13 protein-coding genes and 1 pseudogene are annotated in these 12982 nt (G+C 62.0%); 5 read left to right on the top strand and 9 right to left on the bottom strand.

Going from position 1 to position 12982, the window contains the following annotated elements; genetic code table 11:
• Together HV796_RS03240 and HV796_RS03235 are read left to right on the top strand one after the other, a co-directional pair.
• Positions 1–346 (top strand): phospholipase D-like domain-containing protein (locus HV796_RS03240; RefSeq protein ID WP_246355654.1); only part of this gene is annotated, 346 nt, incomplete at its 5' end.
• A 3-nt stretch (positions 347–349) separates the two neighbouring features.
• On the top strand, positions 350–1627 hold the full coding sequence (locus HV796_RS03235; RefSeq protein WP_175225004.1) for an SEL1-like repeat protein: 1278 nt from the start codon (positions 350–352) through the stop codon (positions 1625–1627).
• Positions 1628–1768: 141 nt separating this feature from the next.
• On the opposite strand, the gene HV796_RS03230 is transcribed toward HV796_RS03235, so the two are convergent.
• The 4 genes from HV796_RS03230 to HV796_RS03215 all read right to left on the bottom strand — a co-directional run bounded on the left by HV796_RS03230 (position 1769) and on the right by HV796_RS03215 (position 5881).
• Positions 1769–2587, bottom strand: coding sequence for an ABC transporter permease subunit (locus HV796_RS03230; protein ID WP_175225003.1), 819 nt, complete (start codon positions 2585–2587; stop codon positions 1769–1771).
• Positions 2584–3513 carry an ABC transporter permease subunit gene (locus tag HV796_RS03225; RefSeq protein WP_175225002.1) on the bottom strand — a complete coding sequence of 310 codons (930 nt, stop codon included), beginning with the start codon at positions 3511–3513 and terminating at the stop codon, positions 2584–2586. Before HV796_RS03225 ends, HV796_RS03230 begins: the two co-directional genes overlap by 4 nt.
• The gene (locus HV796_RS03220; RefSeq protein WP_175225001.1) at positions 3510–4673 is read right to left on the bottom strand and encodes an ABC transporter ATP-binding protein; all 1164 of its coding nucleotides are present in this window, start codon (positions 4671–4673) and stop codon (positions 3510–3512) included. Before HV796_RS03220 ends, HV796_RS03225 begins: the two co-directional genes overlap by 4 nt.
• Positions 4674–4777: 104 nt before the next feature.
• Positions 4778–5881, bottom strand: coding sequence for a polyamine ABC transporter substrate-binding protein (locus tag HV796_RS03215; RefSeq protein WP_246355653.1), 1104 nt, complete (start codon positions 5879–5881; stop codon positions 4778–4780).
• A gap of 582 nt (positions 5882–6463) precedes the next feature.
• Here HV796_RS03215 and HV796_RS03210 point away from each other — a divergent pair.
• The gene (locus HV796_RS03210) at positions 6464–7765 is read left to right on the top strand and encodes an Nramp family divalent metal transporter (protein ID WP_175225000.1); all 1302 of its coding nucleotides are present in this window, start codon (positions 6464–6466) and stop codon (positions 7763–7765) included.
• Between the two features lie 13 nt (positions 7766–7778).
• Here the strand turns inward: HV796_RS03210 and HV796_RS03205 are convergent, their stop codons facing one another.
• Positions 7779–7979, bottom strand: coding sequence for a hypothetical protein (locus tag HV796_RS03205; RefSeq protein WP_175224999.1), 201 nt, complete (start codon positions 7977–7979; stop codon positions 7779–7781).
• A gap of 19 nt (positions 7980–7998) precedes the next feature.
• On the opposite strand from HV796_RS03205, the gene HV796_RS03200 reads away from it, so the two are divergent.
• Positions 7999–8202, top strand: coding sequence for a DUF1289 domain-containing protein (locus HV796_RS03200; protein ID WP_175224998.1), 204 nt, complete (start codon positions 7999–8001; stop codon positions 8200–8202).
• Positions 8203–8243: 41 nt separating this feature from the next.
• Here the strand turns inward: HV796_RS03200 and HV796_RS03195 are convergent, their stop codons facing one another.
• Both HV796_RS03195 and HV796_RS03190 read right to left on the bottom strand, forming a co-directional pair.
• Positions 8244–8909 carry an OmpW/AlkL family protein gene (locus HV796_RS03195; RefSeq protein ID WP_175224997.1) on the bottom strand — a complete coding sequence of 222 codons (666 nt, stop codon included), beginning with the start codon at positions 8907–8909 and terminating at the stop codon, positions 8244–8246.
• Positions 8910–9183: 274 nt separating this feature from the next.
• Positions 9184–9351: pseudogene (locus HV796_RS03190) on the bottom strand (aldehyde dehydrogenase family protein); the annotation flags it as partial.
• A gap of 260 nt (positions 9352–9611) precedes the next feature.
• Between HV796_RS03190 and HV796_RS03185 the strand changes: the two are divergent.
• Positions 9612–10139, top strand: a complete 528-nt coding sequence (locus tag HV796_RS03185) for a hypothetical protein (protein WP_175224996.1) — start codon at positions 9612–9614, stop codon at positions 10137–10139.
• A 133-nt stretch (positions 10140–10272) separates the two neighbouring features.
• Here HV796_RS03185 and HV796_RS03180 read toward each other — a convergent pair whose 3' ends face one another.
• Positions 10273–11865, bottom strand: a complete 1593-nt coding sequence (locus HV796_RS03180; RefSeq protein WP_175224995.1) for an ABC-F family ATPase — start codon at positions 11863–11865, stop codon at positions 10273–10275.
• 130 nt (positions 11866–11995) lie between these two features.
• Positions 11996–12889 carry an NAD(P)-dependent oxidoreductase gene (locus HV796_RS03175; RefSeq protein ID WP_175224994.1) on the bottom strand — a complete coding sequence of 298 codons (894 nt, stop codon included), beginning with the start codon at positions 12887–12889 and terminating at the stop codon, positions 11996–11998.
• Positions 12890–12982 lie beyond the last annotated feature (93 nt).

The following is a 12982-nucleotide window of genomic DNA, read 5'->3' as shown; positions in this document are numbered from 1 at the left end:
GCCTGGAAAGTGGGACTACGTTTACGTGCATACCAAGCTGATGATCGTCGATGACGTATTCATGACCCTGGGTTCGGCAAACATCAATCTGCGCAGTATGGCGGTGGATAGTGAGCTGAATATCTGCCATGAAAATATGGCGGTGACGCAGCCGTTGCGTAGGCGGTTGTGGGAGCTGCATACGAAGGTGTTCAAGGATGGAGCGTCGGATAACCCGGACACAGCGTTTAAAGCATGGACATATATCGCTAACAAGAATGCGGAAAGACAGAAAGGTGGACTGGCGCCCATCGCCTCACTTATTGCCTTTTCATACATGTCCGGCAGGCGCAGCACGGACGACTGAACCATGACCCAAACCACCCTCATCGTGGCACTTGCGCTACTCGCAGGCGCCTGTTCGAACAAGGAGAACGCCGTGCCTTCCCAAGCCGATTGGAGCGCCGCGCGCGCGAATCTTGCGTTTACCTGCGCCCACGAGGCCGACCATCTGCCGCCGCCCAATCCGGATGCCGACCAGCTGTTCAGATACGGCCGTTATCTGGAGAAGAAAGACGGACCCAAGGACTACAGCGCGGTGGCACGCTACTACCGGATCGCAGCGGCGCACGGACATTACAAGGCCAACAATAATCTTCAGCAGCTGGTTTCAACCGGGCTTGCGCCATCGCCCGATGCACCGAACGAAACCATCGATCTCGCACAACAGTTAATCGCGGCTGGCATTCCGGGCGGCTACTACGACATGGGCCATTACCTCGAACTCGGCTATGGCGTGAAGCGGGACGAGGAGAAGGCGCTTCGTTATTTCCGCAAGGCTGCGGACCTCGGCAGCCCCGAGGCGCAATTCTATGTCGGTGACCTGCTTTCCCCTCGGGACAAGGCTCCGGAGATTTCCCGGCAGATGATTCGGTGTGCAACGGATCAGGGAGACGGTAAAGCTGCAAACTACTTGGGCATAGACCTCTCGACGGACAAACTCTATTCCGATGCCGTTGCTGCATTTCAAAAAGGCGTAGAGGCCGGTGACACGCAATCAGCATTCGCTTTGCAGCATGGATTCGACACGGATCCCTCTGACGAGCTCTACTACCTCGGGCTCGCTAGAGATGCCGAACGATCACGCCGCTACAAACTGATCGGCGAGTTCATCGACGACAACGATGGTCGCAATCCCAAAGTGCCGGATATCGACCAGATCGTGCCACTGCCGCCCGCGAAGCTGCCGCCCTGGGACGGCACATTCCAGTGGCAGAAGGAACAGGACGCCGCACCGCCACCGCAGAAACCCGACGACCCACTGGTCGAGCGGCTCGCCCGCGAGAAAAACCTCGACCCGGCGACGGGACTTCCTCTTGCACCCGACAAACGCGCGAAGGCTGAGCGCTTACCGCTGGGCACGACGGTACGCGCTGGCGAAGTCTGCCCGCAGGATGGCTACTGGTCCGTATGGCCGTTCAATGCCTACCGGGCCGACGCGACGCGACGGCTCAGCAAGGGCGAGACCATGCCGTATCTTTTCCTGAACGATCCGCGTCCCATTCCGGGCCTTGACGCGCTGCTCGGCATGCGCAGGCGTCCGACCGATAACGAATGGACCCTGAAGGCATACAGCGATCGGGTGTAGTGCCTTCACCCTTCCCCTACGGCCCGCTTCGGCGATGCCTTACCGTATGCGAATGCCGGCGGCGCGCCTATCACGGCGCGTCGTCGACGGGCATGGTGAGCTCGCAAAAACCCACCCCATGGGCGCCCCCCCCCGAGCCCCTTAAACCGCCATCTCCATTCTTTTCTTCTCAGCGCGCTGCATAAACACGTTCGCAGCGACAACGCCAACCGAAACGACCGCAATAAACAGCGTCGCGAGCGCATTCATCTCCGGATTCAACCCCAGCCGCACGCGCGACAACACCACCAGCGGCAAGGTCGTCGACCCAGGCCCGGACAGGAACGCCGACAGTACGACATCATCGAAAGAAAGCGTAAAGGACAGCAACCACCCGGCGATCAAAGCCTGTGAAATCAGCGGCAACGTCACCGAAAAGAACACCCGAATCGGCGTAGCCCCCAGATCAAGCGCCGCCTCTTCCAGCGCCGGATGCAAATCGCGAACGCGCGACTGCACAATAATCGCGACGTACGACATACAAAGCATCACATGCCCGATCCAGATCGTGACAATCCCGCGCCCTGCCGGCCATCCGAGCCACTGCCCCAGTTCGACGAACAGCAATAGCAGCGAAATGCCCTGAATCACCTCCGGAATCACCAGCGGCGCATTGATCATCCCGGTATAGAGCGTGAACCCCCGAAACCGCCCCATCCTTGCGAGCACGAACCCCGCCCATGTGCCGATCACCACCGACGCAAACGCAGTCAACAGTGCGACCTGCAGCGACAACCAGGCCGCCGACATCAGTTCATCGTCCTGACGCAACGCCGCATACCACCGCGTCGAGAACCGGGTCCACACCGTCACCAGTTGCGACTCATTGAACGAATACACAACGAGACTGATGATCGGGATATACAGAAACAGAAACCCGATCCCCAATGCGAGCATCCTCAACCAACGATTCGGCTTCATCCGCGTTCTTCCTCCAGCGCTTTCGCCTGCGAATGCTGGAACAAAGCCATCGGCACCAGCAACAGCAACACCATCGCGCAGGTCACCGCGGACGCCATCGGCCAGTCCGCGTTGTCGAAGAACTCATTCCACATCACACGGCCGATCATCAGCGTGTTCGCGCCACCGAGCAGTTCCGGGATCACGTACTCGCCAACCGCCGGAATAAACACCAGCATGCAGCCCGCGATAATCCCGTTCCTCGACAACGGCAACGTGATCTGCCAGAACGCCTTCCACGGCTTCGCCCCGAGGTCGTACGCCGCCTCGAGCAAGGTCAGGTCCATCTTCACGAGGTGCGCATACAGCGGCATCACAAGAAACGGCAGGTACGAATACACCATGCCGATATAGACACCCGCATTCGTGTGATACAGCTCGATCGGCGTATGAATCAAGCCGATCGACATCAGGAAATTGTTAAGCAGGCCGTTGTTCTTCAGAATGCCAATCCACGCATAGACACGAATCAGAAACGACGTCCAGAACGGCAACATCACCATCATCATCAGGATATTGCGGGTCGACGGATTCGAGCGCGCGATGTAGTACGCCATCGGGTAACCGATCAGCAGGCAGATCAGCGTCGTCACCGCCGCGACCAGCAGCGAATTCAGATACGTCGCGACATACAGGCTGTCCTGGAACAGAAACGCGTAGTGCGAAAAGTCGAGCGCAATATTGAGGACGCCGTCCTTGAACGACGTCAACTGCGTGTAAGGCGGAATGCCCAGTTGCTGGTCCGCGAAGCTGATCTTGACCACCAGCAGAAACGGCACCAGAAAGAACAGCAACAGCCAGATAAACGGCCCCGCCACCACCGCCGTTTTTCCTGTCAGCCGGAAGCGCCGCGCCGGCCAGGTCGCGATTGATTGCAGCCTGCTCATGACGTCAGCACCACGCCGGCCGATGCACTCCAGCGCACATACACTTCATCGCCCCAGGTCGGCGTGTCGATCTCCGACAACGCCAGGCTCGACACATTCGCGATCACCGTCTTGCCGCTGTCGAGCTTCACGTGATACAGCGAGTAGCCGCCCATATACGCGATGTTCATCACGGTGCCCTTGCCCCAGTTGAACACGCCCTCGGGCGGCTTGCGCGTCAACGCAATGCGCTCCGGCCGCACAGAAATGGTCACCGGCATGCCGAGCGGCCCGGTGATGCCGTGGCTCACATACAGCCGCACCGGCAGATCCGGCGTTTCGATGTACACATGATCAGGCTCGTCCTCGACCACATTGCCGTCGAATAAATTGGTCGAGCCGATGAATTCCGCGGAAAAACGTGTGTTCGGATATTCATACACTTCGTTCGGCGTGCCGATCTGAACGATCTGCCCTTCGCTCATCACCGCGAGACGCCCGGCCATCGTCATCGCCTCTTCCTGATCATGCGTGACCATGATGCAGGTGACGCCCACCTGGTCGAGAATATTGACGAGTTCGATCTGCGTGCGCTGGCGGATCTGCTTGTCGAGCGCCGACATCGGCTCGTCGAGCAACAGCAGCTTCGGCCGCTTGACGAGGCTGCGTGCAAGCGCAACGCGTTGCTGCTGGCCGCCCGACAGCTGATGCGGCTTGCGCTTCGCAAAGCGGCTCATCTGAACGAGTTCGAGCGCTGCGTTCACACGCTCGCGCATTTCGGCCTTTGGCACGCCCTCCTGCTTGAGGCCGAACGCGACGTTCGATTCCACCGTCATATGCGGAAAAAGCGCGTACGACTGGAACATCATGTTGGTCGGACGCCGATACGGCGGCAGCGTCGCAAGATTTTCGCCGTCGATCAGTATCTTGCCCGATGTCACGGTCTCAAGGCCGGCGAGCATGCGCAACAGCGTCGACTTGCCACACCCGGAACTGCCGAGCAGCGCGAACAGTTCGCCCTTTTTCACCGACAGATTCACACCCTTCACCGCGGCCGTCTCGCCGAATTTCTTGACGACGTCGACGATCTGCACGAAGTTTTCCGCTGCTTGATCCGCAGCGGCAGGATTGCCCGAAGGCAGCGCACCGGCCCCCGCCGACGCGCCAGACTGATCGCTCATGATGTGCTGCTTTCCTGCTGCATTTGACGAACAAAGCCCCCGGTGAACACCGAGGGCTTAAGGATGAAGCGGTCCCGCACGGTGGCGGCGCTGATAGAGCACGCTTACCGGCCAGACTTGAACTCCGTCCACAGCCGCGTCTGCAGACGCTGGATTTCAGGCGGCAGCGGCTTCAGAAGGAACAATGTCTTGACCACGTCGGCTGGCGGATAGACCGCCGGATCGTTCGCGACGTCCTTGTCCACGTACTTGCGCGCCTCGGCGTTCGCACTCGGATAGTAGACCGCGTTCGTGATCGCCGCATGCACCTGCGGCGTCTCGATGTAGTTGATCCACTCAAGCGCGGCTTCCTTGTTCTTCGCGTCCTTCGGAATCGCCATCACGTCGAACCAGACCGGCGCGCCACCCTTCGGAATGTAATATTCGATCTTGTACGGCTTCTTCGCCTCGACCGCGCGGTGCTTCGCGATCACCACGTCGCCCGACCAGCCGTATGCGAAGCAGATGTCGCCGCCGACCAGGTCATTGATATAGCCCGACGAGTTGAACTGCGTGATGTACGGGCGGATCTTCTTCATCATGTCGAGCGCGGCCCGGTAGTCGGCCGGATTCGTGCTCATCGGGTCCTTGCCCATATAGTGCAGCGCGGCCGCGAACATCTGGTCCGGCGCGTCGAGCACCGATACGCCGCACGCCTTCAATTTCGAAATGTTCTCAGGCTTGAACAGGATGTCCCAGTTGTCGAGCTCGACGTTCTTGCCGAGAATCTGTTGTGCCTTCGTCACGTTGTAGCCGAGACCCGTCGTGCCGTATGCCCAGGGCACCGTGTACCGGTTGCCCGGGTCCGCGCCGGCGACGAGCGCCATCAACGACGGGTCGAGATACTTGAGGTTCGGCAACTTCGATTTGTCGAGCGGCGCGAAAATGCCGGCGGCGATCTGCTTGCCCGCGTAATTGCTGGTCGGCACGACGATGTCGTAGCCGGAGTTGCCGGTCAGGAGTTTGGCCTGCAGCGTGTCGTCGCTGTCGTAGTTATCGTATTTGACCTGAATGCCGGTCTGTTTCGTGAAGTTCGGAATGGTGTCCTTGGCGATGTAATCCGACCAGTTGTACACATTCAATTGCGTATCTTTTGCCGCTGCCGGCAACCAGGGTGCGGCGCACAGCAGAAACGCCGCAGCCAACCGGCCCAACACCAGTTTGTTCATTCCGTTCTCCGATCCTGGCCGGCCGACGCCGACCGTCTACCCCGCTTATGCCGCGGCGCTCGTGCCTCTCACGTCCGCGACTTCCCTGAAAACCCCGAAAGCTACCACCAATCGTTGTGCGCCACAAAAAAAATCCCTCGATGTCGCGCAAACGGTACAGCCAGCGACGTCGGCGCGTGATTCGCGCGACCCATGCGGCAACTCACAAAATGGGCGCAATTTTATCGGGTTATCCGCGCATGTCCACCTCAAACAAACCCGGCTGGTCTCGCAAAGGCCCAACGGACCCGACAGGCGGCCCTGGCGGACGGCCGATCGCCTCTCCTGAGCAACGCCTTGCCGGCTGCAGCGGAACCCCGGTTGCCACTATAGACTGTCATAAAACCTGTGCGCAGAGCGGCGCCGCGGGTGTCGGCGGTCGTGAAGCGCCACCGGCGAGCGGCCTCGCCGGCTAACCGCGTCGGCTGCCAGCCTGCTGCGCCGTCGCGCACCCGGCCATGGCGCCAGCGGCCGGATGCCGGTGCCGCCGCGCATGGGCATGACGTTTGCCTCGTACCGTGCGTGACCGACGAGGGCTCCACGATGAACACGAATCCGTTTGCGTTGCGCCCCGGCCGCCGCCGTCGGGCCGACGGCGCGCCGCCGCGACCTGTGCGCGGACTGTCGTTCATCGGCGCGGGCGCGCTCATCGCCGTCGGCTATATGGATCCCGGCAATTGGGCCACCGCGCTCGCGAGCGGCGCAAGCTACGGCTATCAATTGCTCAGCGTCGTCCTGCTGGCGAGCCTCACCGGGATGCTGCTGCAATGGGTCGCGGCGCGCGTGGGCGTCGTGTCTGGGCGTGACCTCGCGCGGCTGTGCCGCGAGCGCTACAGCCGGCGCGCCGCACTCGCGTTGTGGATTGCCAGCGAGATCGCGATCATCGCGTGCGACGTCGCGGAAGTCGTCGGCAGCGCGGTCGCGTTGCAGATGCTGCTGGGCGTCTCGCTCACGGTCGGCGTGCTGATGTCCGCGGTCAGCACCTTTGCGATGCTGGCGTTGCAGCGGCACGGGCACCGCACGCTCGAAGCGTTCGTCGTGATGCTGATTCTGTTCGTCGGGATGTGCTTCGTCGTCGAGCTTGCGCTCGCGCAGCCTGACTGGCATGCAGCGCTGGCGGGCGCCGTGCCGGACCCGCGCATCGTACGCGACGCCGGCATGCTGTGGCTTGCCTCCGGCATTCTCGGCGCAACCGTGATGCCGCATAACCTCTATCTGCATTCAGCGCTCGTCAAGGACTCCGTGCCGGATTGCGACGACGCCGAGATCGCGCGCGTGCTGCGCGGCGTAAGTGTCGGCACATTCAGCGCGCTGTCGGTCGCGTTCCTGATCAACGCGGCGCTGCTGATCGTGTCGGCCGCGGTGTTTCATGCACACGGACATCGCGATGTCACCGATCTCGCCGATGCGCATGCGCTGATCGCGCCGCTCGTCGGCACGCACTGGGCGGGGATTCTGTTCGCAGCGGCGTTGCTGGCATGCGGGATGAATGCGACGGTGACCGGCACGCTCGCGGGACAGGTCGTGATGGAAGGTTTTCTGCAGTTGCAGATGCCGCGCTGGCAGCGCGCGCTGCTCACGCGGGGGCTCGCGATCGGGCCGGCGCTCGTCGCAGTCGCACTATTCGGCCCGCATGGTTCGAACCAGTTGCTGGTTGCCAGCCAGGTGGTGCTGAGCCTGCAATTGCCGCTCGCCGTCGTGCCGCTCGTGCGTTTCGCGTCCGATACGCGGCTCATGCGCGGCTGGCGTGTCAGACGCGCGCCGCTCGTGCTCGCGTGGTTGGCGACGGCCGGCATCATCGCGCTCAATGGCGCGCTCGTGTGGCAGGTCGCGGCTGGGCACTGACGGCAGCGGGTGCTTATCGATTGCGCTTGCCGCCGATCGTCAGATAGCAGTTGCGCTTCACACCGTCCTCCTTTACTTCGACGCGCTTCACATTCATCTTTTGCGCCGACTGGGTCACATCGGCAGGCGTAGGGTGCGCGCAAATCAGGCCGGCTTTTCGTTTACCATAACGGACCGCTCGCGCTTCCCGCATCTTTCCCGCGCGTTTGCCCATTCCCGCGCAAGGCTTTTTGATGGCTTCGAATCTGCACGACCTCCCCGACAGCCCGTGTATTGGCGTCTGTTCCACGCTGTTCGACGAAGTGTGCAAGGGCTGTGGCCGCACTGCCGGTGAAGTCGCGAACTGGGTCTTTATGACCGACGAAGAAAAGCGCGCGGTGTGGGAGCGAATCGAACGCGAAGGGACTGCGATGCGCTTCAAATACGACAAGCTTTGAGTCCCTGCGCGCGGGCCGTGGCCCGTGTCCCGAACGCTGCATCAGAATTTCATCCCCACCCCCACGCCAACCACCAGCGGGTCGATACGCAACGTGCCGAGCGGCGCGCCGCCGAGTGTCGCATCGGTCCTCATCCAGATCTTCTTGATGTCGGCGTTGACGAACAGCGTCTTCGTGACCTGCACATCGACGCCCGCCTGCAGCGCCGGGCCGAAACTGCCGCGGCTCACCGCGATCGACTGACCGCCGGCCTGCAGGCCGTCATTGTAGAAGTACGTGTAGTTGATGCCCGCGCCGACGTACGGGCGAATCTTGCCCTGGTGGTTGAAGTGATATTGAAGCAGAAGGGTCGGCGGCAGCACGCTCACGCCACCCAGCGCGCCGAGGTTCGACGTCACCTGATGCCGCGACGTCGCGAGAATCAACTCGACACCGATGTTGTCGCGAATCATGTATGTGAAGTCGAGTTCGGGCACGATCGCGTTGTTCACGCCCACGTTTAGCGCAGACAGCGTGCTGCTCGTGCCCACCTGCGGCAGGATGCTGATGCCGCGCAGGCGGACCAGCACGTCGCCTGCGTGGATGCCGCTCTCGACATGACTGGTTGTGTCCGCCGCGCGTGCAGGATTTGTTGCGAGTGCGAGCGCGCTGGCCAGCATGGCACCCGATATCCTGAGCGCCGTCCTGGTTTTGTTCTTCCACTTCATTGCATTGCCCCGTTGTCGTTTCGATCCGTTGATGGTCGAAACGATTGTCGGGCACGGGCGCGCTTGCGCTATTGACTATAGTCAACGGTGGCAAACATGCGTGTGGACTTGCGACGAGAGGTCGCATGATGCAATGAAGCATGCACCAGGCTCAAAGCGCGCGGAATCGACCTGCACGCGCTTGCGCTGCGCGACCGGTGAGGTCGGACACCGGCAGCATCGCGGCGCTGGCTATTCACGCGGGCTTGTTGACGGCGAGTTGCATCGCCTTGTACTCGAACGCGACATGGGCCGCGATGATCGCGGTTTCGGCATCGGCTTCAATGCCCTCGGGAATGCGTCCCATGATCTGCGCGGTCGCGGAATCGATCACGTCGATCGAGCCGGTGCCGCACGGTGTGAGCCATTTGCCGTCGATGTACAGATGCTCGTAGGTCTTCATGCCGGTGCGGTCCTCGCCTCAGTCGGGCTTAGTCGGGCTCAGTAGGGTCGAAATCATTCGACGCGCGCAGCATGCGCGCCCCCGTCACATCTCATTGACGATTAAATGAGCAAACGAAAGGCCCACTGCATCAGGACCGGGCTCCGCTTCCACAGGACAATTCGGTCAGACGGATAGCCACTGGTCGGGCGCCGTCTTACAATGCGACGCCACAACAAAATGCCGGCGAAACGTCGGCTCGACCGTTACGGGGCCTCACGATGAACAAGATCCATGGATTGACCTTGATTGCGACACTGCTGGCCGCGGGCATAGCCGCCACCACGGCGCAGGCAGCCGAAGCACCGGCCGACGACGACGCCGCCGACGTGGATCTGACGTCAACTGGCGCACCCATCGGCGCATCCACCGGAACACCCAGTAGTCAGTCGGCTGGTCAGTCCATCGAACTGCCCTCCGGACTGGGCGACTTTTGCTTCTTCGCGCATCTGCCGCCCGCCGGGCAGAAGTACAAGATCGTCAAGAAACTTAAGGTAGGCAAAGGCTCCTACGGCGGCGTCAACGACATCCTGCCCAAATTGGCGGAGCACGCGCAGATGCGCGGCGCGGACGCGATCATCGAATACGACGGCTCGCAACGCTTCGGTTTCTGGCCATGGCGCATGGTCAGGCCCGTGGTGCGGGGTATCGCGGTCAAGTGGACTGAACCGAAAACCGTCGATTGCGAAGCCGTTGGCGGTACAAAACTGAGCACCATCATGGCCACGAACCGGGCGCCTGAGAAATAGTGCGCATTGGCCGGGAATGGCTGCTGTGGATCGCTGCCGGGTGACCAACGCGGGTGATCCGGCCGCTTGCCCCTATACCATCAGGGCAAGGCCCGCGGGATGAGGATGGAGATGATCAGGCGTCGCGCAACCGTTACGCGACGCCCTGACTCGTCAAAAAGTCTTCGTAATTGCCGCCGAAGTCATTCAGCGTGCCGTCGGTCTTCACTTCGATAACCCGGTTTGCGAGGCCGCTCACGAACTCGCGGTCGTGCGACACGAAGATCAGCGTGCCTTCGTACTTGTCCAGCGCGATCTGCAGCGACTCGATCGACTCCATGTCCATATGGTTTGTCGGCTCGTCCATCAGCAGCACATTGTGGCGGCCAAGCATCAGCTTGCCCCAGATCATGCGCCCCTTCTCGCCGCCCGACAGCACCTTCACCGACTTGCGGATGTCGTCCGCATTGAACAGCAACCGGCCGAGCGTACCGCGCACCATCTGTTCGTCATCGCCTTCCTTGCGGTACGTGTCGATCCAGTCCATCAGCGTGACGTCGTCCGGGAACTCTTCGTACGTGTCCTGCGGCATGTAACCGATGTTTGCATTCTCAGCCCACTTCACCGTGCCGTGATCGAGCTGCAGCTTGCCGAGCAGCGAGCGCAGCAGCGTCGTCTTGCCCGCGCCGTTTTCGCCGATGATCGCGATGCGCTCGCCCGGCTGCACGCTGATGCTGAAATTCCGGAAGATCGTGCGGTCATACTGCTTCGTCATGTTCTCGGCGACCACCGCAATGGTGTGCAGCTTCTTCTCATACTCGAAGCGGATAAACGGGTTTTGCCGCGACGACGGCTTGAATTCCTCGATCTTGATCTTGTCGATCTGCTTCAGGCGGCTGGTGGCCTGGCGGGCTTTCGACTTGTTCGCCGAAAAGCGCCGCACGAAATCCTGCAGGTCGGCAATGCGCTCCTTCGCCTTCGCATTCGCGGCCTGCTGGCGTTCTCGCGCCTGCGTGCTCGCGAGCATGTAGTCGTCGTAGTTGCCCGGGTAGACTTTCAACGTGCCGTAGTCCATGTCCGCCATATGCGTGCAGACCTGATTCAGGAAGTGGCGGTCGTGCGAGATGATGATCATCGTCGAGTTGTACTCGTTGAGCACGTCTTCCAGCCAGCGGATCGAGTTGATGTCGAGGTTGTTGGTCGGCTCGTCGAGCAGCAGCACATCCGGCTTCGAGAACAGTGCCTGCGCGAGCAGTACGCGCAGCTTCCAGCCCGGCGCCACGTTGCTCATCAGGCCGTTGTGCAGGTCGATCGCAATGCCGATGCCAAGCAGCAGTTCGCCCGCGCGCGCTTCAGCGGTATAGCCGTCGTACTCGGCGAACTTCGCTTCGAGTTCGGCCGCGTGCATGTAGTCGTCGTCGGTCGCTTCCGGGTTCGCGTAGATCGCGTCGCGCTCGGTCATCGCGGCCCACATCTCGGTGTGGCCCATCATCACGACATCGAGCACGCGTACATCCTCGTACGCGAACTGATCCTGACGCAGCTTGCCCAGACGGATATTCGGTTCGAGCATCACGTTGCCCGAGCTCGATTCGAGGTCGCCGCCGAGGATTTTCATGAACGTCGACTTGCCGCAGCCGTTCGCCCCAATCAACCCATAGCGGTTCCCTTCCCCGAATTTGACCGAGATGTTTTCGAAGAGAGGCTTCGGCCCGAATTGCATCGTGATATTGGCTGTGGACAGCACGGCGCGTACCTTTGAGATAGTGATCCGACCTGGATCGCTGAAAAACCGAACATTTTAGCAGCATATCGTATCGCCCGCGCCGCCCTACGCATGCCGTCCGCTTGCCTCCTGCCCGACCGGCAGCGGCTTTTCAGCCGCGCTGACCCGGTTGCAGCACGTCGACGAAAGCGGAGAAATCGGCGTCCGCGAGGCCCATCGCAGCAGCAAGACGCAGCACCTGCTGCACCGTGCCCGCGACCGGCATCGGCGTGCCGGTTTCATAGGCCGTCGCGGCAATCGTGTCGACGTCTTTCTGGAAGGTGCGCAGCGCGCCGATCGGCGCATCGCCGCGCCGCGTCATGCGCGGCACGAAGGTTTGCAGCAGCACCGAATCCGCCCAGCCGCCGGCGAGCGCTTCGGTCAGCCGCGCGGCGTCGATCCCGCTTCGCTGCGCAAGGCTGACCGCTTCGGCGATGGCGGCGACGGTCGCGGTGACGATCGACTGATTACAGAGCTTCGCCGTCTGGCCCGCGCCGACTTCGCCCATATGGGTGACGCGCGCCGCGTACGCGCCGATCACCGGCCTCACCGCCTCGACGTCGGCGACGGCGCCGCCCGCCATCACCGCGAGCGTGCCGGCCGTCGCGCCGGCCACGCCACCCGACACCGGCGCGTCGACCCAGCCGATGCCCGCCGCGGCGGCGCGTTGCGCGAAGCCGCGCGTCGCGGACGGCGCGATGCTCGAATGGTCGACGATGCGCCGCACGCGCGCCGCGCCCGCCGCGCGCTGCGTGGCGGGCGCGATACCGTGTCCGGCATCGAATACGACCTGCTCGACCGCGTTCGCATCCGATACGCACAGGAAGATCAGCTCCGCACAGCCGGCCAGCGCGCCAGGTGTCGGCACAACGCGCGCACCGTCCTTCACCAGTGCGTGAGCTTTGTCGGGCGTGCGATTCCATACGTGAACCGTGTGGCCCGCTCGCAGCAAATGCCGGATCATCGGGGCGCCCATCAAACCCGGGCCGCAAAAACCTACTTCCATTGTTTCGATTCCTCGCTGTCGATCGATGGTGTCCTGAGCGTTGCGTTCCGTCCGCCGCCTCGGCGCCCATCATAGCGCCGCGCCCCGGCACGC

The sequence above is a fragment of the Paraburkholderia humisilvae genome (assembly GCF_902859855.1).
Taxonomy (GTDB): domain Bacteria; phylum Pseudomonadota; class Gammaproteobacteria; order Burkholderiales; family Burkholderiaceae; genus Paraburkholderia; species Paraburkholderia humisilvae.
This window is presented reverse-complemented; position numbering and strand designations above follow the sequence as displayed.

Coding starts and splice junctions, on each gene's coding strand:
- HV796_RS03235 (WP_175225004.1), top strand. CDS start 350: ATGACCCAAACCACCCTCATCGTGGCACTTGCGCTACTCGCAGGCGCC.
- HV796_RS03230 (WP_175225003.1), bottom strand. CDS start 2,587: ATGAAGCCGAATCGTTGGTTGAGGATGCTCGCATTGGGGATCGGGTTT.
- HV796_RS03225 (WP_175225002.1), bottom strand. CDS start 3,513: ATGAGCAGGCTGCAATCAATCGCGACCTGGCCGGCGCGGCGCTTCCGG.
- HV796_RS03220 (WP_175225001.1), bottom strand. CDS start 4,673: ATGAGCGATCAGTCTGGCGCGTCGGCGGGGGCCGGTGCGCTGCCTTCG.
- HV796_RS03215 (WP_246355653.1), bottom strand. CDS start 5,881: ATGAACAAACTGGTGTTGGGCCGGTTGGCTGCGGCGTTTCTGCTGTGC.
- HV796_RS03210 (WP_175225000.1), top strand. CDS start 6,464: ATGAACACGAATCCGTTTGCGTTGCGCCCCGGCCGCCGCCGTCGGGCC.
- HV796_RS03205 (WP_175224999.1), bottom strand. CDS start 7,979: ATGGGCAAACGCGCGGGAAAGATGCGGGAAGCGCGAGCGGTCCGTTAT.
- HV796_RS03200 (WP_175224998.1), top strand. CDS start 7,999: ATGGCTTCGAATCTGCACGACCTCCCCGACAGCCCGTGTATTGGCGTC.
- HV796_RS03195 (WP_175224997.1), bottom strand. CDS start 8,909: ATGAAGTGGAAGAACAAAACCAGGACGGCGCTCAGGATATCGGGTGCC.
- HV796_RS03185 (WP_175224996.1), top strand. CDS start 9,612: ATGAACAAGATCCATGGATTGACCTTGATTGCGACACTGCTGGCCGCG.
- HV796_RS03175 (WP_175224994.1), bottom strand. CDS start 12,889: ATGGAAGTAGGTTTTTGCGGCCCGGGTTTGATGGGCGCCCCGATGATC.